Annotated in this window: 28 protein-coding genes, 1 tRNA gene and 1 pseudogene; 17 read left to right on the top strand and 13 right to left on the bottom strand. The window is 65.4% G+C overall.

Going from position 1 to position 23,256, the window contains the following annotated elements; all coding sequences use genetic code 11:
- Window positions 1-18 precede the first annotated feature (18 nt).
- The 5 genes from rapZ (at window position 19) to L1965_RS08110 (ending at window position 2,842) form a co-directional block, all read left to right on the top strand.
- Entirely contained in the window at window positions 19-1,032 is a 1,014-nt protein-coding gene (rapZ, locus tag L1965_RS08130) for an RNase adapter RapZ (protein ID WP_235756136.1), read from the top strand.
- The gene (locus tag L1965_RS08125) at window positions 1,029-1,451 is read left to right on the top strand and encodes a PTS sugar transporter subunit IIA (protein ID WP_235755914.1); all 423 of its coding nucleotides are present in this window, start codon (window positions 1,029-1,031) and stop codon (window positions 1,449-1,451) included. The genes rapZ and L1965_RS08125 overlap by 4 nt, the downstream gene beginning before the upstream one ends.
- Window positions 1,448-1,726 (top strand): HPr family phosphocarrier protein, encoded by a 279-nt coding sequence (locus L1965_RS08120; RefSeq protein WP_235755913.1) that lies wholly within the window; start codon window positions 1,448-1,450, stop codon window positions 1,724-1,726. Before L1965_RS08125 ends, L1965_RS08120 begins: the two co-directional genes overlap by 4 nt.
- A gap of 13 nt (window positions 1,727-1,739) precedes the next feature.
- Window positions 1,740-2,351 (top strand): TetR/AcrR family transcriptional regulator, encoded by a 612-nt coding sequence (locus L1965_RS08115; RefSeq protein WP_235756135.1) that lies wholly within the window; start codon window positions 1,740-1,742, stop codon window positions 2,349-2,351.
- A gap of 107 nt (window positions 2,352-2,458) precedes the next feature.
- Window positions 2,459-2,842 carry a DUF2852 domain-containing protein gene (locus L1965_RS08110; protein WP_235756134.1) on the top strand — a complete coding sequence of 128 codons (384 nt, stop codon included), beginning with the start codon at window positions 2,459-2,461 and terminating at the stop codon, window positions 2,840-2,842.
- A 535-nt stretch (window positions 2,843-3,377) separates the two neighbouring features.
- Here L1965_RS08110 and L1965_RS16050 read toward each other — a convergent pair.
- From L1965_RS16050 to L1965_RS08070, 8 genes are all read right to left on the bottom strand, one after another.
- Window positions 3,378-3,503, bottom strand: a complete 126-nt coding sequence (locus tag L1965_RS16050; RefSeq protein WP_277882950.1) for a hypothetical protein — start codon at window positions 3,501-3,503, stop codon at window positions 3,378-3,380.
- 131 nt (window positions 3,504-3,634) lie between these two features.
- Window positions 3,635-4,510: a 3-hydroxybutyryl-CoA dehydrogenase gene (locus L1965_RS08100; protein ID WP_235755912.1), complete on the bottom strand. Its 876-nt coding sequence runs from the start codon at window positions 4,508-4,510 to the stop codon at window positions 3,635-3,637.
- A 143-nt stretch (window positions 4,511-4,653) separates the two neighbouring features.
- Entirely contained in the window at window positions 4,654-5,580 is a 927-nt protein-coding gene (locus L1965_RS08095) for an electron transfer flavoprotein subunit alpha/FixB family protein (RefSeq protein WP_235755911.1), read from the bottom strand.
- Entirely contained in the window at window positions 5,580-6,338 is a 759-nt protein-coding gene (locus L1965_RS08090) for an electron transfer flavoprotein subunit beta/FixA family protein (protein ID WP_235755910.1), read from the bottom strand. Before L1965_RS08090 ends, L1965_RS08095 begins: the two co-directional genes overlap by 1 nt.
- Window positions 6,339-6,470: 132 nt before the next feature.
- Window positions 6,471-7,043: a cob(I)yrinic acid a,c-diamide adenosyltransferase gene (locus L1965_RS08085; protein ID WP_235755909.1), complete on the bottom strand. Its 573-nt coding sequence runs from the start codon at window positions 7,041-7,043 to the stop codon at window positions 6,471-6,473.
- The gene (locus tag L1965_RS08080) at window positions 7,043-7,243 is read right to left on the bottom strand and encodes a twin transmembrane helix small protein (RefSeq protein ID WP_235755908.1); all 201 of its coding nucleotides are present in this window, start codon (window positions 7,241-7,243) and stop codon (window positions 7,043-7,045) included. The genes L1965_RS08085 and L1965_RS08080 overlap by 1 nt, the downstream gene beginning before the upstream one ends.
- A 24-nt stretch (window positions 7,244-7,267) precedes the next feature.
- Window positions 7,268-8,086 carry an SDR family NAD(P)-dependent oxidoreductase gene (locus L1965_RS08075; RefSeq protein ID WP_235755907.1) on the bottom strand — a complete coding sequence of 273 codons (819 nt, stop codon included), beginning with the start codon at window positions 8,084-8,086 and terminating at the stop codon, window positions 7,268-7,270.
- A 1-nt stretch (window position 8,087) separates the two neighbouring features.
- A complete protein-coding gene (locus L1965_RS08070) occupies window positions 8,088-8,630 on the bottom strand; it encodes an SH3 domain-containing protein (RefSeq protein ID WP_235755906.1) in 543 nt (180 codons plus the stop codon).
- Window positions 8,631-8,770: 140 nt separating this feature from the next.
- Between L1965_RS08070 and parC the strand changes: the two genes are divergently transcribed.
- Window positions 8,771-10,993: a DNA topoisomerase IV subunit A gene (gene parC / locus L1965_RS08065; protein ID WP_235755905.1), complete on the top strand. Its 2,223-nt coding sequence runs from the start codon at window positions 8,771-8,773 to the stop codon at window positions 10,991-10,993.
- Between the two features lie 70 nt (window positions 10,994-11,063).
- On the opposite strand, the gene L1965_RS08060 is transcribed toward parC, so the two are convergent.
- The 3 genes from L1965_RS08060 to L1965_RS16045 form a co-directional block, all read right to left on the bottom strand.
- Window positions 11,064-11,651 carry a cytochrome b/b6 domain-containing protein gene (locus L1965_RS08060; RefSeq protein ID WP_235755904.1) on the bottom strand — a complete coding sequence of 196 codons (588 nt, stop codon included), beginning with the start codon at window positions 11,649-11,651 and terminating at the stop codon, window positions 11,064-11,066.
- Entirely contained in the window at window positions 11,648-12,103 is a 456-nt protein-coding gene (locus L1965_RS08055) for a c-type cytochrome (RefSeq protein ID WP_235755903.1), read from the bottom strand. The genes L1965_RS08060 and L1965_RS08055 overlap by 4 nt, the downstream gene beginning before the upstream one ends.
- 168 nt (window positions 12,104-12,271) lie before the next feature.
- Window positions 12,272-13,231, bottom strand: a complete 960-nt coding sequence (locus L1965_RS16045; protein WP_277882949.1) for a DUF533 domain-containing protein — start codon at window positions 13,229-13,231, stop codon at window positions 12,272-12,274.
- A gap of 231 nt (window positions 13,232-13,462) precedes the next feature.
- Here L1965_RS16045 and tuf point away from each other — a divergent pair, with 231 nt between their 5' ends.
- Entirely contained in the window at window positions 13,463-14,638 is a 1,176-nt protein-coding gene (gene tuf / locus L1965_RS08045; RefSeq protein WP_235755881.1) for an elongation factor Tu, read from the top strand.
- A gap of 96 nt (window positions 14,639-14,734) precedes the next feature.
- Window positions 14,735-15,073 (top strand): hypothetical protein, encoded by a 339-nt coding sequence (locus L1965_RS08040; protein ID WP_235755902.1) that lies wholly within the window; start codon window positions 14,735-14,737, stop codon window positions 15,071-15,073.
- Here the strand turns inward: L1965_RS08040 and L1965_RS08035 are convergent.
- On the bottom strand, window positions 15,021-15,428 hold the full coding sequence (locus tag L1965_RS08035) for a hypothetical protein (protein ID WP_235755901.1): 408 nt from the start codon (window positions 15,426-15,428) through the stop codon (window positions 15,021-15,023). The two genes, L1965_RS08040 and L1965_RS08035, sit on opposite strands and share 53 nt — an antisense overlap.
- A 4-nt stretch (window positions 15,429-15,432) precedes the next feature.
- Between L1965_RS08035 and L1965_RS08030 the strand changes: the two genes are divergently transcribed.
- The 6 genes and pseudogenes from L1965_RS08030 to L1965_RS08005 all read left to right on the top strand — a co-directional run bounded on the left by L1965_RS08030 (window position 15,433) and on the right by L1965_RS08005 (window position 19,886).
- Entirely contained in the window at window positions 15,433-15,726 is a 294-nt protein-coding gene (locus tag L1965_RS08030; protein ID WP_235756133.1) for a ribbon-helix-helix domain-containing protein, read from the top strand.
- Between the two features lie 93 nt (window positions 15,727-15,819).
- On the top strand, window positions 15,820-16,215 hold the full coding sequence (locus L1965_RS08025) for a VOC family protein (RefSeq protein ID WP_235755900.1): 396 nt from the start codon (window positions 15,820-15,822) through the stop codon (window positions 16,213-16,215).
- Window positions 16,216-16,269: 54 nt separating this feature from the next.
- Complete coding sequence (locus tag L1965_RS08020; protein ID WP_235755899.1) at window positions 16,270-16,791, top strand: Twin-arginine translocation pathway signal; 522 nt, start codon at window positions 16,270-16,272, stop codon at window positions 16,789-16,791.
- Between the two features lie 15 nt (window positions 16,792-16,806).
- Window positions 16,807-18,370: pseudogene (locus tag L1965_RS08015) on the top strand (GMC family oxidoreductase).
- Window positions 18,371-18,491: 121 nt separating this feature from the next.
- Window positions 18,492-18,887 (top strand): (R)-mandelonitrile lyase, encoded by a 396-nt coding sequence (locus L1965_RS08010; RefSeq protein WP_235755898.1) that lies wholly within the window; start codon window positions 18,492-18,494, stop codon window positions 18,885-18,887.
- 141 nt (window positions 18,888-19,028) lie between these two features.
- Entirely contained in the window at window positions 19,029-19,886 is an 858-nt protein-coding gene (locus tag L1965_RS08005; protein WP_235755897.1) for a class I SAM-dependent methyltransferase, read from the top strand.
- A 34-nt stretch (window positions 19,887-19,920) separates the two neighbouring features.
- Here L1965_RS08005 and L1965_RS08000 read toward each other — a convergent pair whose 3' ends face one another.
- Window positions 19,921-20,424, bottom strand: coding sequence for a DUF892 family protein (locus tag L1965_RS08000; RefSeq protein WP_235755896.1), 504 nt, complete (start codon window positions 20,422-20,424; stop codon window positions 19,921-19,923).
- A gap of 199 nt (window positions 20,425-20,623) precedes the next feature.
- On the opposite strand from L1965_RS08000, the gene L1965_RS07995 reads away from it, so the two are divergent.
- The 3 genes from L1965_RS07995 (at window position 20,624) to secE (ending at window position 23,121) form a co-directional block, all read left to right on the top strand.
- Window positions 20,624-22,477: an ABC transporter ATP-binding protein gene (locus tag L1965_RS07995; RefSeq protein ID WP_235755895.1), complete on the top strand. Its 1,854-nt coding sequence runs from the start codon at window positions 20,624-20,626 to the stop codon at window positions 22,475-22,477.
- Between the two features lie 147 nt (window positions 22,478-22,624).
- Window positions 22,625-22,700 (top strand) — tRNA-Trp (locus L1965_RS07990).
- Window positions 22,701-22,926: 226 nt separating this feature from the next.
- Complete coding sequence (gene secE, locus L1965_RS07985; RefSeq protein WP_235755894.1) at window positions 22,927-23,121, top strand: preprotein translocase subunit SecE; 195 nt, start codon at window positions 22,927-22,929, stop codon at window positions 23,119-23,121.
- The last annotated feature ends 135 nt before the right edge of the window (window positions 23,122-23,256 follow it).

Raw genomic sequence — 23,256 nt, 5'->3', positions numbered from 1 at the left:
ATGAAGGATTTTCTTTGCATGCCGCAGGACGATGCAATTCAGGATCAGGGAATTGCCCGCGTTCCCCAGGCGCAGCGACTGGTGTTGGTCACCGGGCCGTCGGGCGCGGGGCGGTCGACGGCGATCAACGTGCTTGAGGATCTGGGCTTCGAGGCGATCGACAACCTTCCGCTGTCGCTGATCCCGCGTTTGCTGGACGGGCCGGGGCGTCCGACGCCGCTGGCGCTTGGGCTGGATGTGCGGAACCGTGACTTCTCGGCCTCGAACGTGATCGAGTTGATCGACCGTCTGACCCGCAATCCCGACTACGCCCCCGAGGTTCTGTTTCTGGACTGTGCGCTGGAGGTGCTTGTGCGCCGCTACAACGAGACGCGTCGGCGTCACCCGCTTGCGCCGGACGGGTCGCCGCTGACCGGCGTCACAACCGAACTGGATCTTCTGGGGCCGATCCGCTCGCGGGCCGACGTGCTGGTCGATACCAGCGAACTGTCGCCCCACGACCTGAAGGCGGAACTGACGCGCTGGTTCGATACACGCAAGGACCATCGCCTCAGCCTTTCGCTGCATTCCTTCAGCTACAAGCGCGGCGTGCCGCGCGGCATCGATCTGATGTTCGATTGCCGCTGCCTTGCCAACCCGCATTGGGAAGAGGGTTTGCGTCGCATGACGGGCCAGGACCAGGCGGTCCAGGACTTCGTCGCGCGGGATTCCCGGTTCGACGAGTTCTTCAGCCGCATCCGTGACCTGATCCTGTTCCTGCTGCCGGCGCATCTGGACGAAGGCAAGACGCATCTCTCGGTCGGTTTCGGGTGTACCGGTGGGCAACACCGTTCCGTCACTCTGGCCGAAAAAATGGCGGTCGCGCTTGCAGATGCCGGTTGGCCGGTGTCAATAAGGCACAGAGAGCTTGAACGGCGTGCGCCAATTCCCTTGTCTTTCGGCGGAAAGCGTTCGGGCGATAGGCAGCCAAAACCTGGCGGCAACCGGGAAGGTGGCGGGTTTCAGGCTTCGGAATTTGGTGAGGCGCGTTGATCGGGATTGTCATCGTTGCACATGGCGGACTGGCGCGGGAATACCGCTCTGCGGTCCTGCATGTTGTGGGGCCCCAGACGGGAATCGCTGTCGTGGCGATCGAGGATGACCACGACCGTGCGGCAAAAACCGCCGAGATTCAGGTCGCGGCGGATTCCGTGGATGTCGGCGACGGCGTGGTGCTGGTGACCGATCTTTTCGGCGGCTCGCCGTCCAACCTGTCCTTGCCGGCCTGCGCGGTCCGCGACCGGACGATCCTCTATGGTGCCAACCTGCCAATGCTGGTCAAGCTGGCGAAGTCGCGTCACCTGCCGGTCGTTGATGCGGTGGCCTTTGCCAAGGAAGCGGGCCGCAAATACATCAACTCGTACAATGTCCCGCCGGCAGCGGATCTGGACGCGGGGACCAAGGCGGGATGAGCGCATCGATCACGCGGGAACTGGCGATCATCAATGAAAAGGGTCTGCACGCCCGCGCCAGCGCCAAATTCGTCGACGTGGTCGAGCGGTTCGACGCGCAGGCCATGGTCGCGAAGGACGGGATGAGTGTCTCGGGCGATTCCATCATGGGGCTGCTGATGCTGACCGCGCCGCGCGGTTCCAGCATCACCGTCACGACCTCGGGTCCGGACGCGCTGCCGCTTGCCGACGCTCTGGAGACGCTGGTCGCGGACTACTTTGGCGAAGGCATGTAGGTCATCTGACTTGATCGACCGGAAATCCTATCATCACGGGAATCTGCGGCAGGCCCTGGTCGAGGCGACCGCCGTGCTGGTGGAACAGCTTGGCCCGCACGCCTTCACGCTGGCAGAGGCCGCGCGGCGTGCCGGTGTTTCTCCGGCTGCGCCCTATCGGCATTTCAAGGGCCGGGACGAGTTGATCGAAGAGGTCGCACGTCAGGGCTTTCTGGACTTCGCGACCCGGTTGGAGGTGGCGTTCGATGAGGGCCGCCCGCGCGTGCTCACCGCGTTTCTCCGGATGGGTCAGGCCTATCTGGATTTCGCGTCGGACCGTCCCGGCCATTACATGGCAATGTTCGAATCGGGCGTCTCCATCGCCGGGAATGCACAACTGGCGCAGGCGTCCGAACGCGCTCAGGGAACCCTGCTGCGCGCGGCCGAGGCGTTGGCGAGCCGGCTGCCGCCGGATCAAAGGCCGCCCGCGCGCATGGTGGCCAACCATGTCTGGGCGATGAGCCACGGCGTCGTGGAATTGTTCTCGCGCGGCAAGCCGGGGGGGCGCAGTTCGGTCGAGCCGGCCGAGATGCTGGAAAGCGGCGTCATCATCTATCTGCGCGGGCTGGGGCTTATTCCCGAATAAGAAAAATGTTCCGGCTCTCTTGACGCAGCCTCTGGACCGCCCATCTATGTAAATGTGATTAACATTAACATGGAGGGATCACAAAGATGCAGAGTGCATCGCACGAGATGTCGGCCTATCCGATGCGGGCTTCGCGCGGCCCCGGCCCGCTGGCCCGGGTGCGGGACTGGCTGGACGAACGCGGCAGACCCGCCTGGATCATCACCATGATCCTGGGCTTCGTCGCCTTCTGGCCGGTCGGTCTGGCCATCCTTGCCTACATGATCTGGAGCAAACGCATGTTCGGATGCAGCAAACGCAGCCACGCGCCGCGCTATCACGCGGCCCCCACCGGCAATTCGGCTTTCGACGCCTATCGCGACGAGACGCTGAAGCGGCTGGAGGACGAGCACCGCGAGTTTGTCGACTTCCTGCAGAAACTGCGGGAAGCCAAGGACAAGGCGGAGTTCGACCAGTTCATGGAAAAGCGCGCTCACAAGGACGACGCCTGACGCCTGGATCAGGGGGGCGGGTCGAGACCCGGCCCCCTGTCTCAATCGCCGCGAGGAAAACGCGGGCTGTCTTCCAGCAGGTTCGGGTCCATAACCGAGCCCAGCTTGCGGGACCATCAGTCGATGCGCTCGCCCGGGTTGCGCCAATCTGGCTTCCAGCCGAAATCGGCAGGGCAGATGTCGGCGGTCAGCCGCTCTTCGAACCCGTGCGGCTGGCTGGCCCCGGGGCGCAAACCGGGCTGCCGCCATGGCTGTTGGCAAAGCGGGTCGAGCGTTCGGCAGGTCGAAGCAGATTCGGTGTGTGCGGAAATTCGGCGGGGCCATCGGGGAGAAGCAACCCCGACAGCTGGTCCGCCAGCAGGATCAGGATGATCCTGGGCGTCACCTGCCCACCGCCGCCATGATCGCGACCGTCCCGGGTTGCGCGTCCGGCGGCTTAACGCCCTCCGGCCACCCGGCCTCGGAGCGAGGATTTCCTGCGATCCAGGCGCCGGCGGCCGCCGTCGGCTGCATTCCTTCGCCCGGATCCTGCCCATCAGGAGGACTTGATGGGAGCATCGAAAACCAGCTGTCTGAACAGCCTGCGGGCGTCCATCATGGCGGCGGCACCCGGCCTGTTGTCGGCGAGCGTGAACGTGGCGCCTTCGAGATTGCCGACCAACGCCTCGCTCGTGCCGGCGGCGACACCATTGGTGACGGTGATGGCGGTCCGGCCGGGATCGGATCAGCAGACCCTGACGCCGATTGCCGCGTTGCCGGCGAGCGCGGGCAGGGGCGTGGATGCCGTCCGTATCAACGCGTCGGGACCGGGGCCTCGCCGCGATAGTCATAGAAGCCGCGGCCGGTCTTGCGGCCCAGCCACCCGGCCTCGACATATTTTGTCAGCAGCGGGCAGGGGCGGTACTTGGTGTCCGCCAAGCCTTCATGCAGCACGTTCATGATCGCAAGGCAGGTGTCCAGCCCGATGAAATCGGCCAGTTCCAGCGGCCCCATCGGGTGATTGGTCCCCAGCTTCATGGCGCTGTCGATGGACTTCACGTTGCCGACGCCCTCATACAGCGTGTACACGGCCTCGTTGATCATCGGCATCAGGATCCGGTTGACGATGAAGCCGGGGAAATCCTCGGCGCTGGCGGCGGTCTTGCCCAGCTTCTCGACGACCCCGATCAACGCCTTGTATGTCGGTTCGTCGGTTGCGATTCCGCGGATCAGTTCGACAAGCTGCATGACCGGGACCGGGTTCATGAAATGGAAGCCCATGAACTTCTCGGGCCGGTCCGTGCGGCTTGCCAGCCGCGTGATCGAGATCGACGAGGTGTTCGAGGTCAGGATCGTGTCCGGCTTGAGATGCGGGACAAGGTCCTCGAAGATCGCGTGCTTGACCGTTTCACGTTCGGTCGCGGCCTCGATCACCAGATCGGTCTGCCCCAGTTCCGACAATGTCAGCGTGGTCGAGATGCGGTCCATCGCCGCCTTCTTGTCCTTGGCCGAGACCTTCTCGCGGCTGACCTGGCGTTCAAGGTTGCGGTCGATCAGCGACACCGCCTTGTCCAGCGCGTCCTGGCTGATATCGGTCATCAGGACGTCATAGCCGGCAAGCGCAAAGACATGCGCGATGCCGTTGCCCATCTGGCCCGCTCCGATGACCCCAACCGACTGTATCGCCATGTCCGCACCTCGTTCTGTGTCGCCGGGACGATAGGGCGGGCGGCTGCACGCTGCAATGCAAAACCGCCCCTGACGATCAGGGGCGGCCGGCGTGGGGGCGCCATGCGGCGCCCCTCAGGCGATCGTCACGATGACGGTGCGGACTACAGCTTTTCCGTCAGTTCCGGGACGGTGGTGAACAGATCACCCACCAGCCCGTAATCGGCGATCTGGAAGATCGGGGCCTCCTCGTCCTTGTTGATGGCGACGATGACCTTGCTGTCCTTCATGCCCGCAAGATGCTGGATCGCGCCCGAGATGCCGATCGCGACATAGAGTTCCGGTGCGACGACCTTGCCGGTCTGGCCGACCTGCCAGTCGTTCGGCGCATAGCCCGAATCGACTGCCGCGCGGGACGCGCCCACGGCCGCGCCCAGCTTGTCGGCCAGCTTCTCGATGATCGCGAAGTCGTCCTTGGAACCCACGCCGCGACCGCCCGACACCACGCGCCCTGCCGAGGTCAGGTCCGGCCGGTCGCTTTCCGCGACCTCGTCTCCGACCCATTTCGACAGCGCCGGATCCTCGCCTTTGGCGATGGCCTCGACCGGTGCGGGGCCGCCTTCGCCCGCCGCATCGTAGCTGGCCGTGCGGACCGTCAGGACCTTCTTGGGGTCCTTCGTCTTGACGGTCTGGATGGCGTTGCCGGCATAGACCGGGCGTTCGAACGTGTCCGCATCGATGACCGCCGACACGTCCGAGATGACCATCACGTCCAAGAGCGCGGCGACGCGCGGCATGATGTTCTTGGCGTCGGTCGTGGCCGGCGCGGCGATGTGGTCGTAATCGCCCGCAAGGCTGACCAGCAGCGCTGCGGCCGGTTCGGCGAGCCGATGGCCGTAAAGCGCGTCCTCGGCCACCAGCACCTTGGCCACGCCGTCGATCTTCGCGGCCTCCTCGCCAGCCGCATTCGCGGATGCGCCGGCGCACAGCACCGTCACATCGCCCAGGGTCTTCAGCGCGGTCACGGCCTTGGCGGTCGAGTCGCGGCTCAGTTCGCCATTCGTGACTTCACCCAGCAGCAGAACAGCCATCAGATCACCCCCGCTTCTTTCAGTTTCGACACCAGCTCGTCAACCGAGCCGACCTTGATGCCGGCGCTGCGGCCTTCAGGCTCGCGCGTGCCGGTGATTTCCAGCCGCGGGCTGACATCGACGCCCAGATCGGCGGCGGTCTTTTCGTCCAGCGGCTTCTTTTTCGCCTTCATGATATTGGGCAGGCTGGCATAGCGCGGTTCGTTCAGCCGCAGATCGGCGGTCACGATCGCGGGCAGCTTGACCTCGATGGTCTGCAAGCCGCCATCGACCTCGCGCGTGACCCTGGCGGTCTCGCCGTCCAGTTCCAGCTTGCTGGCAAAGGTGGCCTGGCTCCAGCCCAGCAGCGCGGCCAGCATCTGGCCGGTCGCATTCATGTCGTTGTCGATTGCCTGCTTGCCGGCGATGACCAGCTGAGGCGCCTCCTCTTCGACCAGCTTCGCCAGAATCTTGGCGACCGCCAGCGGCTCGATGTCCTGATGAACGTCATCGGAGGCGATGACGAGAATGGCGCGATCGGCGCCCATCGCCAGCGCCGTGCGCAGCGTCTCGGCGGCCTGCTTGACGCCGATGCTGACCGCGACGACCTCCGAGGCCAAACCCTTTTCCTTGAGCCGGATCGCCTCTTCCACGGCGATCTCGTCAAAGGGGTTCATCGACATCTTCACATTCGCCAGATCGACCCCCGATCCGTCCGCCTTTACGCGAGCCTTCACGTTGTAGTCGATCACGCGCTTGACCGGCACGAGAACCTTCATGGGCTTCTCTCCCTTGATTGCGTCATATGTCGAGGCGTTGTTAGCGGCAGGCCTTGCGCATTTACAGCGGAAAAACGTCCTTGGACGCAGCGTTTGCGGCGGCGAGGCGACGCGATGCGAGAAAGTCCGTCGCTAACGGCTGGCGCCGGGAACCCACAGCACATCCTCGGTCCCGCCGCCATTGGCCTGGCGGCTGGCCACGAACAGCCAGTCGCTGAGCCGATTCAGGTAACGCACCGCGGCGCCGTTCACATCGCCAGCCGCTGCAAGCTCTGTCGCGCGACGTTCGGCCCGGCGCGCCACGGTGCGCGACAGGTGCAGATATGCGGCCAGGGCTGACCCTCCGGGCAGGATGAAGCTGCGGAGCGGGCGCAGATCGGCGTTCATCTCGTCGATCTCGGATTCCAGCCGGACGACCTGAGCGTCGATGATTCGCAGCACCGGATAGGGCGCCTGTTCGTCGGCCGCCATGCCGGGGCGCGCCAGATCCGCACCCAGGTCGAACAGGTCGTTCTGGATGACCGCAAGCCGATCGGCCATCCGGCCGCTGGCGTGCAGTCGGCACAGCCCGAGCGTCGCGTTCAATTCGTCCACGCTGCCATAGGCCTCGACGCGCGGATCGTGCTTGGCCACGCGACTGCCGTCCGACAGTGCGGTGTCGCCCTTGTCGCCGGTGCGGGTGTAGATCTTGTTCAGGACGACCATCAGCGTGACCTCAGCCAGATGAACAGCAGGATCAGGGCGATGGCCACGGCCTGCGCGATGATCCGCCAGCGCATCAGCCGGTTGCCGTGCTTGCGGTTGAATTCGCCGCCGCGGGCAAAGCCGCCGATGCCGGTCGCCAGGATGACCAGGACCAGCAGGACCGCCAGAACGACGACGTAGAACAGGGGCTTGTCTTGCATGGAAACCGCCTTTCGCCGGCGACCCTAGCTGCGGCGCGCGAACCAGTCCAGTGCGCGGGTTGGCAAAATCCTCCGACCGATGCCTGACAGCCGTGTGGGGGTCGTGACATAATAGCGCGGCGCTGGTCGCGAAGCGGTCAGGGCGCGCAGGATCCGGTCGCTGACCGCCGAGGGCGGCAGTTCGAAACGGTCCTTGCCGGAGGGCTCGTAGAGCCGCTTCAGCAGGACAGACCGGTATTCATCCGCGCGCGCGCTGCCCCGCCAGTTTACCCAGGCCTCGAAATGCGGGATGGCGTTCAGGCGGATGCGACTGGTGATCGGGCCGGGCTCGATCAGGATGACCTTGACGCCGGTATTGGCCATCTCGATCCGCAGCACGTCGCTCAGCCCTTCCAGCGCGAATTTCGTCGCCACATACGGGCCGCGCCAGGGAATGCCGACCAGCCCCAGGACCGAGCTTATGGTGACGATCCGGCCCCCGCGCGCACGGAAATGCGGAATCAGGCGAACCGTCAGGTCGTGCGTCCCGAACAGGTTCGCCTCGAAGATCGAGCGCAGCGCATCGCGAGAGATGTCCTCGACCGCGCCGGGCAGGGCGAAGGCCGCGTTGTTGACCAGGGCGTCCAGTGGCCCACCCGCCAGCACCTGATCCACCAGCCGCGCGACGCTGTCGGGATCGGACAGTTCGAGGTGAAGGCAGGACATCCCCTCAGCCTGCCGGGCCGCGATGTCGTCTGCGTTCCGGCAGGTCGCGACGACCTGCCAGCCCTCGGCCTGTAGCCGTCGTGCGGCATCGAGGCCGATCCCGGACGAGCATCCGGTGATCAGGACCCGGCCTGCCATCTCAGCCTGGCGGAGTGTCGGACAGGAACCGGCCGGACATGTATCCGACGCGCCCGTCGCTGTCGCGGATATTGACCCAGTCGCTGTCGGGGGGGCCAAGGGCCTCGACAGCCTCGCCCCCGTTCAGGGCCCCGATCACCCGGTCGCCGGTGGACGGGCCGGCGCGGAAATTCACCCGCGTGCCGGTGACATACAGGATCGGCCCGGTCGCGCCGGACGGCCCGGGCGCAGAAGCCTCGGAGGCTGCGCCCCGATACTCGGGCGAGGGGCGCAGCGGCGGGCCGGGAAAGTCCCGGACCCTTGCGGGCGTCTGCTCGCTTGCCGGCACCATCTCGGCAGGCGGCGGATCGTCAGGCTCGAGGACAAGCGGCGCCGGATCTGGCGCAGACAGGACGCTGCGACTGCCGGCATCCCGTGCGGCGCTGCGCGACGGGGCGGGTTGCGCCTGCCGAAGTTCGGCGCGCGGGTTGCCCGCACCATAGACCGACATCACCGCATAAAGCGCGGCCAGCGTCACCGCCATCAGCACAAACAGTCGTATCATCCCGCTGTCATCGTCCCTCGCAGGCCGCGTTGCCGTCTGCTTAACCCATCGCGATGGTCAACGCCATCGCGTCCGGTACCGTTCCGTCGCCACGATTTTCCGGCTGGACCGGGGCGGCGGCGCGGCCTATCCAGTGGCGCATGTCCGACGATCTGCCCTTCGACCCCGAACAGAACACCCAGGCCGAACCGCTGAGCCGCGCCATCGGCGAGCGTTATCTGACCTATGCGCTGTCAACGATCATGAACCGCGCGCTGCCCGATGCGCGCGACGGCCTGAAGCCGGTGCATCGCCGCATCCTTTACGCGATGCGTGAGTTGCGGCTGTCGCCGAATGGCGCGTTCCGGAAATCGGCGAAGATCACCGGTGACGTGATGGGCAATTACCACCCGCATGGCGACGCGGCGATCTATGACGCGATGGCGCGGCTCGCGCAGGATTTCGCGATGCGTTATCCGCTGGTGGACGGGCAGGGGAACTTCGGCAATATCGACGGCGACAATCCCGCCGCCGCCCGCTACACCGAGGCGCGACTGGCGCAGGCGTCGGAATCGCTGATGGACGGCCTGGCCGAGAACTCGGTCGATTTCCGCCCCAACTACGACGGCACGCTGACCGAGCCCGTGGTGCTGCCCGCGGCCTTTCCGAACCTTCTGGCGAATGGTGCATCGGGCATCGCGGTCGGCATGGCCACCAACATTCCGCCGCATAACCTGCACGAGGTCATCGACGCCTGCCTGCACCTGATCAAGACGCCGGATGCGCGCGACGACACGCTGGCGGGCATCATCCAGGGGCCGGATTTCCCGACCGGCGGGGTGATCGTGGAAAGCCGCGATTCGATCGCTGAAAGCTATCGCACCGGTCGCGGCGGCTTTCGCGTCAGGGCAAGCTGGCAGCAGGAGGATCTGGGGCGCGGCCAGTGGCAGATCGTTGTCACGCAGATCCCCTACCAGGTCCAGAAATCCAGGCTGATCGAACGGCTCGCCGAACTGATCCAGACCAGGAAGATACCGATCCTGGCCGATGTCCGCGACGAATCCGCCGAGGATGTGCGGATCGTGCTGGAGCCCCGCACCCGCGCCGTGGATCCCGAACAGCTGATGGCCGCGCTGTATCGCGTCAGCGATCTCGAGGTGCGGTTCAGCCTGAACATGAACGTTCTGATCGACGGCAGGGTGCCCAGGGTCTGTTCCCTCAAGGAGGTGTTGCGGGCCTTCCTGGATCACCGCCGCGAGGTTCTGATCCGGCGCGCGACGTTCCGGCTGGACAAGATCGCCGCCCGGCTCGAGGTGCTGGAGGGCTATCTGGTCGCCTATCTGAATCTGGACCGGGTCATCGAGATCATCCGTTACGAAGACGAGCCGAAATCGGTGATGATGGCCGAATTTTCGCTGTCCGACATCCAGGTCGAGGCAATCCTGAACATGCGCTTGCGGGCGCTGCGCAAGCTTGAGGAAATCGAACTGCGCGCCGAGCGTGACGCATTGCTTGAGGAACGCGAGGGGTTGCAGGCCATGCTGGCCGACGAGGGCGCGCAATGGGCGAGCATCGGCGACCAGTTGAAAGACGTGCGCAACCTGTTCGGGAAGTCCACCCCCGAGGGCCAGCGCCGGACCCGCATTACCGAGGCGGCCGATGTCGAACCGATCGACATGGATTCCATGATCGAACGCGAGCCCCTGACCGTGATCCTGTCGAAGATGGGCTGGATCCGCGCAATGAAGGGTCATCAGCCGCTGGATGCAGAGCTGAAATTCAAGGATGGCGACGGGCCGGGGCTGGCGCTGCACGCCGAAACGACCGACAAGCTGATGGTCTTTGCCAGCAACGGCCGCTTCTACACGCTGCCCGCCAACACCCTGCCCGGCGGGCGTGGCATGGGCGAGCCCTTGAGACTGATGGTCGACATGCCCAACGAGGCCGAGGTCATCTGCGTCTTTCCGTGGCGCGAGGGCGAGAAATATCTGCTCGCATCGAAGGCCGGGGACGGGTTCGTCGTCCAGGCAGGCGACATTCTGGCCCAGACCAAGACCGGCAAGCAGGTTCTGAACGGCACGGCGCTGCTTTGCCGCAAGGTATCGGGCGACCATGTCGCGGTGGTCGGCGACAATCGCAAGATGCTGGTCTTCCCCCTGTCGGAACTGCCCGAGATGGCGCGCGGCAAGGGTGTGAGGCTTCAGAAGTTCAAGGATGGCGGTCTCAGCGACGCCGTGTGCCTGACATTGGCGGATGGGCTGAGCTGGCCGATGGCAGGCGGCAAGACCCGCACCGAAAGCGACCTGACGGAATGGCTGGGCAAGCGCGCCACCGCGGGGCGCATGGCACCGCGCGGCTTCCCCCGCGACAACCGGTTCGCCTGATGCCGGGCGACGGCTTCGGCGCCATCCTCCGGTTCACGCGACCGTCTTCCCCGATCCGGCAGGCTGGGCTCTAGCGGCGTCGAACCCACTTCCAGCCGGTGATCATCGGTCGCACCAGATCCTCGTTCTTCCAGAAGCGGTAATACAGGATCACCGCGACGTGCAGCAGCACAAGGATCAGGATGATCGAGCCGCCAAGATGGTGCCAGCCGACCGCCTTTCGGGCGGTGGCAGACGAGACCTGATCGGCCAGCGGCCCGACATTGATGAAGTCCTCCGGGTCCGAGATCAGACCGGTCCCGACCTGCCAGATCAGCGCCAGCAACATCGCCACGACGGACAATGCCCCAAGCGGATTGTGGCCCGGCCAAAGGCTCGGTTCGCGTTTGCCGAGATGGCGCATGTAGTCCAGGATGGCGCGCGGACCGCGGATGAAGCTGACAAACCGCGCCGGTGCCGGACCGACCAACCCCCAGACGATCCTGAACAGCAGCAACCCGGCGATGCTGTAACCAAGCCAGAAATGCAGCGTCATCACGTTGGGTCCGAACTGGCCAAGCAGCCAGTTCGCGATCACGAGCGCCGCCAGAATCCAGTGAAATGCCCTCAGCGCCGGGTCCCAGACCCGGGCGCGTCGCGCCTCTCGAACAGGACTCATTCGGGCTTGCGGAAGTCGTCATGGCAATCCTTGCAGGTGCCACCCAGCTTTTGCAGCGCCGGACCGACATTGTCCTGCCCGCCTTTCACCGCCTCCGATGCGCCGGAGGCAACTTCGGCAAAGGCGGTGAATTTCTGGGCGAACTGCTCGGGCTTTTCCCAGATCGCAGGCAGCGCGTCCGACTCGTCGATCTCGCCATTGGCGGTTCCCGGCACGAACAGCGCCACGGCGCCGTACTGGCTGAGAGCCGCGATATTCGCGCCGGCGGTCGAGGCCGCGGCTTCGTCGTACTCGATCTCGCCCTTCGCCATGCCGGCCAGCGTGCCCATGTTGATGGCCAGCATCCGCATGTAACCGTGGCGCGCCTCAAGCGCGTCTTCGCCCGACTGAGCGGTTGCGAGAACAGGAACGGCGATGAGGCCGGCGACAAGGGCTGACTTGATCAGGCGCATGGTTTGATCCTTCTGAAAAATATGATGATTGCCTATGGTGGGTACAGTGCCAGACAGGTGGCGATCGATCAACCGGACTGAAGGCCGATCACGCGACTTCCATGGCCCGAAAGCTTGCCAGGCCCGGTTGGCGGAAGGCCCTGCACCGCGAGCGCGAATCCTGCGTTTTCAGCTGTACAGCAAAGTGACGCCGACCTCCCGGTGCAGGTCGTTCACGACCTGCCGGTCGATCCCAAGCGCCGTTGCGAGGCTGTGCAGATATTGCGCTTCTTCCTTGCTGTCGAAGTCGATGGCCATCAGCGACATCAGATAGACCTGCGCCTCCAGACCCTTCGGGACGTCTTGCGCCAGCGCCGCGGCATCAACCGGCGCGGCCATCTGCTCGCGGATGAACTGGCGTTCGTCATCGTCAAGATCATCGCCCAGATGGCCCAGCAGGCGCTGTTTTTCGGCCTCATCGATCTTGCCGTCCGACTTGGCGGCCTGGATCATCGCCTTCAGCATCAACCCCGCGACGGCGTTCTGTTCCGGCGTCGGGGCGATTTCGGGCTCGTCGGCCTTCGCCACGGCGTCGTTGAAAAGCTCGCCGAAGGTGGCGTCGTTGCGATCCTGCGAATCCTTCCGCGCCAGTGACCCGCCCGCCGCGCCACCCGCCGCGCCGCCACCCAGAAGGCCGCCAAGCAGGTCCCCCAGGCCGCCGCCCGCGGATCCGCCCGCCGATCCGCCCGCCGATCCGCCCGTGCCGCGGCCCGTGCCGCCGCCGCCCAACTGACCCAGAATGTCACTCAGCCCGCCACCGCTGCTGCCGCCGCGATTCGTCAGGCTGTCGAGGATGCCGCCAAGGCCGCCCTGGGCGCCGGTCGAGCCTGCCCCGCCATAGGGGCGACCGGTGCCGGCCGCGCCGCTGCGGCCGCCCAGCACCTGACCAAGCCGATCGGTCAGGCTGCCGCCCGAACCGGTGGTGTTGTTGCCAAGAAGGTCGCCCAGCAACCCGCCACTGCTGCCCTGCCGCGCTGTCCGGCCGCTGTCGTTGCGCGATTGCTGCTGGCGGTTGCTCATCACGGCACCGACTCCCTTGGCAAGCATCACGCCGGCCGCCACGCGGGCAAGGGTTTTCATCAAGCTCATGATCCATCCTCTCGTTGTCGGAGGGCCGCAGAAGCCGACCCGTTTGAGACTGTGAACGCCGCTGACAGCAAAGCGGTTCCAGGCGCCCGCCGCAAGGTTTCCGGCGATCCGCAGGAACCTGCGACGGCCGGTCCGGGCACCCTTGATTTTTTCCGTGCTGCCTTATACATCGCGGCGCACGCAAAATTCCGGGGGCCTGTCACGCCACGCCCCGCGATCAGGAGGCCCTAGATGGCAAAGGCAAAGTTCGAACGTAACAAACCGCATGTTAACATCGGGACGATTGGTCACGTTGACCACGGCAAGACGACTCTGACGGCAGCGATCACGAAGTATTTCGGCGATTTCCGGGCCTATGACCAGATCGACGGGGCCCCCGAGGAGAAGGCGCGCGGGATCACGATCTCGACGGCGCATGTGGAATACGAATCCGATGCGCGCCACTATGCGCATGTGGACTGCCCGGGCCACGCCGACTACGTGAAGAACATGATCACCGGAGCGGCGCAGATGGACGGCGCGATCCTGGTGGTGAACGCGGCCGACGGCCCGATGCCGCAGACGCGCGAGCACATCCTTCTGGGCCGCCAGGTCGGCATCCCCTACATGGTCGTGTACCTGAACAAGGTCGACCAGGTGGATGACGAGGAGCTGCTGGAACTGGTCGAGATGGAGGTGCGCGAGCTGCTGTCCTCCTACGACTATCCGGGCGACGACATTCCGATCGTCAAGGGCTCGGCGCTGGCGGCGATGGAAGGCCGCGATCCCGAGATCGGCGAGAACTCGATCCGCGAGCTGATCAAGGCGGTGGACGATTACATCCCGACGCCCGAGCGCGCCGTGGACCAGCCGTTCCTGATGCCGATCGAGGACGTGTTCTCGATCTCGGGCCGCGGCACGGTCGTGACGGGCCGGGTCGAGCGTGGCGCGGTGAACGTGGGCGACGAGCTGGAAATCGTCGGCATCCGCCCGACCAAGAAGACCACCTGCACCGGCGTCGAGATGTTCCGCAAGCTGCTGGACCGCGGAGAGGCGGGCGACAATGTGGGCGTTCTGCTGCGCGGAATCGAGCGTGACGGGGTCGAGCGCGGCCAGGTGCTGTGCAAGCCGAAATCGGTCAACCCGCACACCAAGTTCGAGGCCGAGGCCTATATCCTGACCAAGGAGGAAGGCGGCCGCCACACGCCGTTCTTCGCGAACTACCGCCCGCAATTCTACTTCCGCACCACGGATGTCACCGGGACCGTCAAGCTGCCGGAAGGCACCGAGATGGTGATGCCGGGCGACAACCTGAAATTCGAGGTCGAGCTGATCGCCCCGATCGCCATGGAAGAAAAGCTGCGCTTCGCCATCCGCGAAGGCGGCCGCACCGTCGGCGCAGGCGTCGTCTCGAAAATCATCGAGTGATCCGCAACGACATTGCGTGACAGGGGCCGTCCGAAAGGGCGGCCCCTTCTCTTATGTCCGGTCGGATAACGCTGAACGGAAAGGTCCTGCTGAACGATGACTCATACGCAACTATACCGGCTTGCCAAGGGTCAGAAAAGGATACTCGCAGCGCTTGGACTAGTGTTCCTGGCGCTGTCGCTGATCTGGTTCGTGCTGGAGGTCATCGGCTCGGCGTTTCCGATGGAGCCCATGGTGGTCTTCGTTGGCGGGACCGCCACCCTGATGGCATCGTATTGGCCCTGGAAGCCCAGCTATCGCGATCGCCGTCTGAGCGGCCGCGCGTCATGCGACCATTCCAGCAACGACCGCAGATTCAGCATCGGTCGTGAAGAGCTTTCGTTCACCTTGCAATTTTCAGGGGCGAGCGGCGAGAGAATATATTTTTTATCGTGATACTTCCGACGTGGAGGCTGTCGCCCTGGCGCAAGGTGCGGGGACATTCGAGGAGATCCGCGATGCGACCGTCTTCGATTTCAGCAGCCGCCATGTCCTGCCGCGAGAGGGCCAGATTGTGGTCTTGCGGAACACCGCAGGTCACCAAGCGCTTGTTCACGTGCTTGATATCAGGGATGCTTATCGAGGCGATGACCGCGACGAGATCACCTTCACATGGACCATCAACCCCGACCAGGGAGCCGACTTTTCCTGACCGCGACACCGCACCGGACAGCCGGACCATCCGAAGGGATACGTTGACCGAACCGGCGATCTGCCGCAAAATTGCGTATCCACCATCATCCGAGATCATGAAGATGTGCCAGATCTTCGCGGGCCAGGACCCCGAACGCTATGAAACCGTCACCCGCAGCCTGCGGCTGAACGGGCAATCGACCTCGATCCGGCTCGAGCGGGCCTTCTGGCGCATTCTTGACGACATCGCCACGCGCGAGGGGCTCAGCACCCCGGCGTTCATTTCCAGGCTGCATGGCGAGGTGCTGGAACGGCATGGCGAGGCGCGCAACTTCACCTCGCTGCTGCGCTGCGCCTGCACCATCCATCTGGGCGAGGATCCCCACCTGTCGCGCCCGGCGATCGCCGCCGAATAGCGCGAAATCGCCCCTGTAGTAGCCCGTTACTACCCGCGCCCGCACCGCGCCTTCTAGACTTGCCCGATGACGGACAGGCATGGGAGGCCCGGCATGGCGAAATACATCCATTCGATGATCCGCGTTCTGGACGAGGCGCGTTCGGTTGCGTTCTACGAGACCTGTTTCGGGCTGACGGTCGTTGACCGGCTGGATTTCGACAGCTTCACGCTGATCTATCTCGCGAATGCGGAAAGCGACACCGAGCTTGAGCTGACGGTGAACAAGGGCCGGACCGAGCCCTACGACCTTGGCGACGGCTATGGCCATGTCGCCTTTTCCGTCGAGGATGTGGACGGGCTGCATGCACGTCTGGAGGCTCTGGGCCTTGGCCCGCGCAAGCTGGTGGATTTCGCGCCCGGCGGCGAGGTGATCGCGCGCTTCTTCTTCATTGCCGACCCGGATGGCTACCAGATCGAGGTGCTGAAGCGGGGTGGCCGCTTCAAGTGACGAAAACGGCGGTCCGGGGAGGGACCGCCGACCAACAACAGGGGAGGAGGAACCATGTCTCAACCGAGCAAGCAGGGGCTGACCCGGCGCGCGCTGTTGTCGCGGGCCGCGGCGGCCGGTGCCATGGCGGTGGCGGGGGCGGGCTTCATCGCCGCGCCCGATGCCGCATGGGCGGTCGAGGTCAGCGCGATCAGCGAGCACGAAATGGCAACGCTGCTGCAGATGGCGCGCGACATCTATCCGCATGACAAGGTGGGCGACCGCTTCTACGCCATTGCCGTCAAGGGCTATGACGCCGAGGACCACAAGGCCGAGGTGGCCGATGGCATCGCCGCGCTGGATGCCGCCGCGCAGGCCGCGGGCTTTGACAGCTATCTGGCCGCCGGCTGGGAGGCCGAGCGGGTCGCGATCCTGCACAGTGTCGAGGATACCGCGTTCTTCCAGACCGTGCGGGGCGGGCTGGTGACCGGGCTCTATAACCAGAAAGAGATCTGGCCGATCTTCGGCTATCAGGGCGAGTCCTTTTCTGAGGGCGGTTATGTCAACCGCGGCTTCGACGACATCGACTGGCTGTGAGGAGGGCAAGCAACCATGGCTGAGGCAAAAAAATTCGAACTGACCGACGACAGCGTGGTCGTCATCGTGGGCACCGGTGCGGGTGGCGGCGTGCTGGCCAACGAACTGGCGCAGAAGGGAGTCAGGGTCGTGGCGCTGGAAGCGGGCGGGCGCTACCTGCCCGAGGACTATCTCAACGACGAATGGGAGAGCTTCGGGCAACTGGCCTGGACCGACCAGTGGCGACTGGCGGGTGGCCAGAGATTTCTCGGGACTTCCCGCGTGGATCGTGAAGGCGGTGGGCGGGACCTCGGTCCATTGGGCCGGCGCGTCGCTGCGCTTTCAGGACCACGAATGGAAGGCCTTGTCCAGTTACGGTCCGGTCGCGGGCGCAAACCTGCTGGACTGGCCCATCGACGCGGCCGAGATGGCACCGTGGTATGACAAGGCCGAGGCCAAGCTTGGCGTGACCGGCACGGGCGACCGGCCGCGCCTGCCGGGCTGCAACAACTATCTGGTCTTCGAGAAGGGCGCCAAGGCGCTTGGCTACCAGGACGTCCACACCGGCAACATGGCGATCAACAGCGTCGAATACGATGACCGGATGGCGTGCCAGCAGACCGGCTTCTGCTTTCAGGGCTGCAAATGGGGCGCGAAATGGTCCGCGGCCTATACCGACATCCCGCGCGGCGAGGCGACCGGCAATCTGGAGGTTCGCGACAATGCCCATGCCGCCCGCATCCGGCATGACGATGCCGGCAAGGTCACCGGCGTCGAGTATTTCGACAAGGATGGCAATCTGCAGATGCAGAGGGCGCGGATCGTCTGCGTCGCGGGGAACAGCTTCGAAAGTCCACGGCTGCTGCTGAATTCGGCCTCGTCCCGGTTCCCGGACGGGCTGGCCAACAGCAGCGGCCAGGTCGGGCGCAACTACATGCGGCACACCACCGGCTCGGTCTATGCGACCTTCGAACGGCCGGTGCGCATGTGGCGCGGCACGACCATGGCCGGGATCATCCGCGACGAGGCAAGGCACGACCCCTCGCGCGGTTTCGTCGGCGGATACGAGCTTGAGACGCTGGCGCTGGGCCTGCCGTTCATGGCGGCGTTCCTTGATCCCGGTGCCTGGGGGCGCGAATTCACCACGGCGCTGGACAGCTACGAGAACATGGCCGGCCTGTGGATCGTGGGCGAGGACATGCCCCAGGCCGACAATCGCGTGACCCTGTCCGACACCGAGGACAAGTTCGGGCTGAAGGTGGCGAATGTCCATTTCACCGACCACCCGAACGATATCGCGATGCGCAACCACGCCTACGGGCAGGGACAGGCGATCTACAAGGCGGTCGGTGCGACGCGCACCCTGCCGACGCCTCCCTACCCATCGACGCACAATCTGGGGACCAATCGCATGTCGGAACGGGCCGAGGACGGCGTGGTCAACAAATGGGGGCAAAGCCATGACATCGCGAACCTGTTCGTCAGCGACGGCAGCCAGTTCACCACCGGCGCGGCCGAGAATCCGACCCTGACGATCGTCGCCCTGGCGATCCGGCAGGCGGACCATATCGCCAGCGAGATGTCGGCTGGCAATCTCTGACCGGCAGCGCCTCGCCGCAGCGGGCCGCCCCGACCTGCGTCGAGGCGGCCACATTGCCCTTGGCAATTCGGCATGATCGCTGGCAGGCTTGAGTGCCAGCGTCACGCGAAAGGAGCCCGCCATGCAGATTACCCGAAACGCCAGCCGCGCCTCGACCACGGGCCCTGCCGAGTGGTTCAGCGGCAGGGTCCGCATGGAGCCTGTTGTCACGGCGCCCGATCCTGCGCGCGTGGCCGCGGTGCTGGTGACGTTCGAACCCGGCGCGCGGACCGCCTGGCACACGCATCCGCTTGGCCAGACACTGCTTGTCGTCTCGGGTCTTGGGCGCGCGCAGCGCGAAGGCGGCCGGATCGAGGAACTGCATCCGGGCGACGTGGTCTGGTTCGAGCCGGGCGAACGCCATTGGCACGGCGCCTCGCCAGATCGCGCGATGTGCCACCTGGCCATTCAGGAACGCCAGGACGGCCGCGCGGTGGACTGGCAGGACCACGTCACGGATGCGGATTACACGGGGTGACCGAATGTGCGCCCAGCTCGGCGCCCGGGCCCGGGCCAAAGGGGGCGGAAGGCGCAATTCAGGCCTGATGCATCGCCACGCCGATAGGCCGCTTCCCAGGCGAGGCTTGACTTTCGCCCGGCCCGCGGCAAGGTCGCGCCCATGTCCGGCGCCTTTTCGATCCCCTCTGATTACGCGGCTCATCCGTGGCGCGCGGTGCCGAACTCGGCGCTCGGCAGCGCCCGGTCGGTTCCGACCATGCTTCATCCGCATGAGCAGCGACTTTACTATTGGCTGGCCAGAAACGCGATCGGAGGCGACGGCGCGGTGGTCGATCTGGGGTCGTTTGCAGGTGGCTCGACCGCGCGACTGGCACAGGGGCTGCAAGACGCAGGAAGCCCTGCGGCGATCCACGCCTATGATCGGTTCACCGCCGATCCCAAGGCCAAGCAGGCGCATCTCTATGCCCACGGCATTCCGCCCTTCGATGGAGAGGACATGCTGCCGCTCGCGCGCCGCCTGCTCGCGCCCTGGCAGGACCGTCTGCATCTTCATCGCGGCGACATCCTGCAGATGGGTTGGAGCATCGATGACGGCCCCATCTCGCTGCTGATCGTGGACGCCGCAAAGACGCCGCAGCTGACAGACCACATCGCCGACGCGTTCTACCCCCACCTGGTGGCCGGACGATCGGTCGTCAATCATCAGGATTTTCTGGCCTGGGACCAGTTCTGGCTGCCTCCCCACATGCTGCTGCTGGCGGAATTCTTCCAGCCTCTCGCCCATGTCGGCAAGACATCACTGCTGTTTCGCTGCATTCGCACGCCGACCCGTGAGGATCTTCAGGAACGCCGCGTCGCGGGGCTTGATGCGGGCGAACTGGTCGCGTTGCTGCAGCAATCGCAGATCCGCTATCGCGGTTGGGGGATGGGCAAGCGCCTGCGGCGGATGATCGAGGCCGTGCGCCTCAACCCGAAAGAACGGCGGCACTGGTGCATGACCGCGCCGCCGCGAGACTGAGCCACGGGGCCACAGGCCCCGCCCGCAGACGGCATCACTTGCCGTCCACAGCCGCCATGTTGACGCCGCTCTCGGCGATCTTCGTCATCCTGCGGTCACCTTCCCAGGTGTGGTCGAGGCATTCCTGCAACGCACCCGCGTCAGCGTCGAGGCCAAGCCGGTTGGCGAATGTCCGCACGCAACCATAACCGGCGATCGCGTAATGCGCCATGCGCTGATACTGGGTGATGATTGCCGCATCCCGGGCATCCGCATCGGCGTAGTCGGTGTCGATCCCGTGTTTTCTGGCCTCGAAGACCAGACCTTCCATGCCCTTGCAATGTTCGCCGGTCGGATCGACGCCGTGGCGGTTGCACAACTCGGCCAGCACCTCCATCCCGCGCGAGATGCCCTGATTGCCGGCGATAAGCGCCTCGGTAAGCTCTTTCGACTGCGCGGCGCGGCCAAGATCGGTCACCACGGGCATCGACTGCTTGCAGGCCGAATGCAGGTCTTTCAGCTGGTCCAGATACAGGTCCTTGAGGTTCTTGATGGTCATCGCATTCTCCTTGCGGCTGGCGTGGCCACGCTTCCCGCGCGGCATTCGGCACGTCAACACGGCCCGGCCGGGGATCGTTCCATCGACCATCAAAGATCAGCGCGGCACGGTCGTCCGTTGCCGGCCCGCTTGACTTGGCCGCGCGCCCGGGCCAGCACTTCTGTCCTGCCGACTGTGCCGCCGCAAATCCGGGGACCCCATGTTCGCGTGGTTCGAACGACGCATCGATCCCTATCCGTCCGATATCCCCGGCACGCCGCCGCGCGGCTTGTGGCCGTTCCTGCTGCATTACAGCCATGGCGCGATGCCCTGGCTGGTGGCGGTCGGCCTGTTTTCGGCCGTGATCGCCGTGATCGAGGTGATGCTTTTCGGCTGGCTGGGCGATCTGGTCGATCGCCTGTCCGACACCCCGCGCGAGGTTTTCTGGTCCCAGGAGGGGGCACGGCTGGCGGTCATCGCGGTCGTGTTGCTGGTCTGCCTGCCGGTCCTGAACCTGTTTGCCTCTCTGGTCCTGCACCAGTCGCTGATGGGCAATTTTCCCCAGCGCATCCGATGGCAGGCGCACCGCTATCTGCTGCGCCAGTCGATCGGCTATTTCCAGGACGAGTTCGCGGGCCGGATTGCGCAACGTCTGATGCAGACGGCGCTGGCCGTCCGCGAGGTCGCCATGAAGATCATGGATGTGGGCAGCTATGTGCTGGTCTACTTCCTTGGCGCGCTCGCGCTGGCGGCCAGCCAGGACTGGCGCCTGGCACTGCCCTTCCTGGCTTGGGCGGTCGCGTATGGCGTGATGCTTTGGCAGGTCGTCCCGCGGTTGGGGCGGGTCGCCCAGGATCAGGCCGATGCGCGCTCGGCCATGACCGGGCGCGTGGTGGACAGCTATACCAATATCGCGACGGTCAAGCTGTTCTCGCATTCGACACGGGAAGAGGCCTGGATGCGCGACGGAATGGACGCCTTCCTGCACACCGTTCACCGCCAGATGCGGCTCAGCACGATTCAGGACGTGGCACTGAACATCATCAACGTGGCGCTGGTCGGGTCCGTCACCGCGCTGGGATTGTGGCTGTGGTCCGAGGGGCGGGTCGCGGTCGGCGCCGTGGCGGTCGCGGTCCCGCTGGCGCTGAGGCTGAACAACATGGCGCATTGGATCACGTGGGAGTTCGCCTCTCTGTTCGAGAATATCGGGACCGTGCGCGACGGCATCTCCAGCCTCGCCTTGCCGCGGCAGGTGCTGGATGCGCCGGGCGCGGTCGCGTTGCGACCCGGGCCGGGCGAGGTGCGCTTTGACCGCGTCACCTTTCGCTATGGCGGCATTCCCGGCGCGCGCCCCCTGCCGGTGCTTGACGATCTGACGTTGCAGGTCGCGCCTGGCGAGCGGGTGGGGCTGGTCGGCCGGTCCGGCGCCGGCAAGTCCACCCTGGTGAACCTGCTGCTGCGGTTTCACGATATCGAGGGCGGGCGGATCAGCATCGACGGCCAGGACATCGCGCGGGTCACCCAGGACAGCCTGCGCGCGGCCATCGGGGTGGTGACGCAGGACAGCTCGCTGCTGCATCGTTCCGTGCGCGAGAATATCGCCTATGGCCGCCCCGATGCGGCCGAGGATCAGATTTCGCAGGCGCTGCAGATGGCCGAGGCGCATGGCTTCGTTCCGGGTCTGTCGGACAGCTACGGCCGGCGCGGGCTGGACGCCCATGTCGGAGAGCGGGGCGTCAAGCTGTCTGGCGGCCAGCGCCAGCGAATCGCGATCGCGCGGGTGGCGCTGAAGGACGCCCCGATCCTGATCCTGGACGAGGCGACCAGCGCACTGGACAGCGAGGTCGAGGCGGCGATCCAGTCGCGTCTGGAGATGCTGATGCAGGGCAAGACGGTGATCGCGATCGCCCATCGGCTATCGACCATCGCGGCGATGGACCGTCTGGTGGTGATGGATCAGGGGCGGATCGTGGAACAGGGCAGCCATGCCGAACTGTTGCAGGGCGGCGGACTGTATGCGCGGCTGTGGTCACGCCAGTCCGGCGGGTTTCTTGCCGCCGATGCAGCAGAATAGGGGGTGTTTTGCCGCCGGTGGCCCCGGCACGGCTGACGACGATCACCGCCAGACCGGTATCGCCGCGCCCGCCGCCCGCGGCCTTTCTCAATCGCTCAAAGTCTCTTGCACCGTTCGCGGCTCTGCCGTAAACGGTCCCACGGCCACAGGGGTATAGCTCAGTTGGTAGAGCATCGGTCTCCAAAACCGAGGGTCGTGGGTTCGAGTCCCCCTGCCCCTGCCAGGCCGTTCGCAAGCACCAGCCGGTGACCTTCTGGCAGCCTTGGCTGGAGAGGCGAAGCTGGCCTCCTGTCCCTCGCGGCGTGGCAGTCCTGGCCGGTGATGGAGCGGCGGTCCGGTAGGCCGGGCGTGGTTGCGGCAATAACCTGCGCTTGAGATGACCTTCTGCGGGCTTGAATCGCCGGGCGCCGCCGGTTACACGACAGCTTGATTTCGCGAAGGAGCCGTCCGTGGCCAATCCCGTCCAGTTCATCAATCAGGTCCGCGCCGAGGCCGCCCGGATCACCTGGCCCAACCGCCGCGAGGTGATCACCACGACGATCATGGTGTTCATCATGGCCGCGCTGACCAGCCTGTTCTTTTTCCTCGTGGATCTGGCGATCCGCTTTGGCCTCACCGAAGGGCTGCGGGCACTGGGCGGCTGATCGGGGCTTGCAATCCCGGGCGCGCGGCGGTATCTGCCCCCGACTGTCCGGCAAACGGCGTGCATCGAATTCGCATGCGCGCCTGTTTCAATTTTTCTGGACTGATTTGAATTCAGGGGGTTGCACGCAGCACGC

The sequence above is a fragment of the Paracoccus salsus genome, from assembly GCF_021556615.1.
In the GTDB taxonomy this organism is placed as follows: domain Bacteria; phylum Pseudomonadota; class Alphaproteobacteria; order Rhodobacterales; family Rhodobacteraceae; genus Paracoccus; species Paracoccus salsus.
This window is presented reverse-complemented; position numbering and strand designations above follow the sequence as displayed.

What these genes read in the sequence shown, in the direction of transcription:
- rapZ (WP_235756136.1), top strand. Translation starts at nt 19, where the DNA reads ATGCCGCAGGACGATGCAATTCAGGATCAGGGAATTGCCCGCGTTCCC.
- L1965_RS08120 (WP_235755913.1), top strand. Translation starts at nt 1,448, where the DNA reads ATGAGCGCATCGATCACGCGGGAACTGGCGATCATCAATGAAAAGGGT.
- L1965_RS08110 (WP_235756134.1), top strand. Translation starts at nt 2,459, where the DNA reads ATGTCGGCCTATCCGATGCGGGCTTCGCGCGGCCCCGGCCCGCTGGCC.
- L1965_RS08100 (WP_235755912.1), bottom strand. Translation starts at nt 4,510, where the DNA reads ATGGCGATACAGTCGGTTGGGGTCATCGGAGCGGGCCAGATGGGCAAC.
- L1965_RS08095 (WP_235755911.1), bottom strand. Translation starts at nt 5,580, where the DNA reads ATGGCTGTTCTGCTGCTGGGTGAAGTCACGAATGGCGAACTGAGCCGC.
- L1965_RS08090 (WP_235755910.1), bottom strand. Translation starts at nt 6,338, where the DNA reads ATGAAGGTTCTCGTGCCGGTCAAGCGCGTGATCGACTACAACGTGAAG.
- L1965_RS08085 (WP_235755909.1), bottom strand. Translation starts at nt 7,043, where the DNA reads ATGGTCGTCCTGAACAAGATCTACACCCGCACCGGCGACAAGGGCGAC.
- L1965_RS08080 (WP_235755908.1), bottom strand. Translation starts at nt 7,243, where the DNA reads ATGCAAGACAAGCCCCTGTTCTACGTCGTCGTTCTGGCGGTCCTGCTG.
- L1965_RS08075 (WP_235755907.1), bottom strand. Translation starts at nt 8,086, where the DNA reads ATGGCAGGCCGGGTCCTGATCACCGGATGCTCGTCCGGGATCGGCCTC.
- L1965_RS08070 (WP_235755906.1), bottom strand. Translation starts at nt 8,630, where the DNA reads ATGATACGACTGTTTGTGCTGATGGCGGTGACGCTGGCCGCGCTTTAT.
- parC (WP_235755905.1), top strand. Translation starts at nt 8,771, where the DNA reads ATGTCCGACGATCTGCCCTTCGACCCCGAACAGAACACCCAGGCCGAA.
- L1965_RS08060 (WP_235755904.1), bottom strand. Translation starts at nt 11,651, where the DNA reads ATGAGTCCTGTTCGAGAGGCGCGACGCGCCCGGGTCTGGGACCCGGCG.
- L1965_RS08055 (WP_235755903.1), bottom strand. Translation starts at nt 12,103, where the DNA reads ATGCGCCTGATCAAGTCAGCCCTTGTCGCCGGCCTCATCGCCGTTCCT.
- L1965_RS16045 (WP_277882949.1), bottom strand. Translation starts at nt 13,231, where the DNA reads ATGAGCTTGATGAAAACCCTTGCCCGCGTGGCGGCCGGCGTGATGCTT.
- tuf (WP_235755881.1), top strand. Translation starts at nt 13,463, where the DNA reads ATGGCAAAGGCAAAGTTCGAACGTAACAAACCGCATGTTAACATCGGG.
- L1965_RS08040 (WP_235755902.1), top strand. Translation starts at nt 14,735, where the DNA reads ATGACTCATACGCAACTATACCGGCTTGCCAAGGGTCAGAAAAGGATA.
- L1965_RS08035 (WP_235755901.1), bottom strand. Translation starts at nt 15,428, where the DNA reads ATGATCTCGGATGATGGTGGATACGCAATTTTGCGGCAGATCGCCGGT.
- L1965_RS08030 (WP_235756133.1), top strand. Translation starts at nt 15,433, where the DNA reads ATGTGCCAGATCTTCGCGGGCCAGGACCCCGAACGCTATGAAACCGTC.
- L1965_RS08025 (WP_235755900.1), top strand. Translation starts at nt 15,820, where the DNA reads ATGGCGAAATACATCCATTCGATGATCCGCGTTCTGGACGAGGCGCGT.
- L1965_RS08020 (WP_235755899.1), top strand. Translation starts at nt 16,270, where the DNA reads ATGTCTCAACCGAGCAAGCAGGGGCTGACCCGGCGCGCGCTGTTGTCG.
- L1965_RS08010 (WP_235755898.1), top strand. Translation starts at nt 18,492, where the DNA reads ATGCAGATTACCCGAAACGCCAGCCGCGCCTCGACCACGGGCCCTGCC.
- L1965_RS08005 (WP_235755897.1), top strand. Translation starts at nt 19,029, where the DNA reads ATGTCCGGCGCCTTTTCGATCCCCTCTGATTACGCGGCTCATCCGTGG.
- L1965_RS08000 (WP_235755896.1), bottom strand. Translation starts at nt 20,424, where the DNA reads ATGACCATCAAGAACCTCAAGGACCTGTATCTGGACCAGCTGAAAGAC.
- L1965_RS07995 (WP_235755895.1), top strand. Translation starts at nt 20,624, where the DNA reads ATGTTCGCGTGGTTCGAACGACGCATCGATCCCTATCCGTCCGATATC.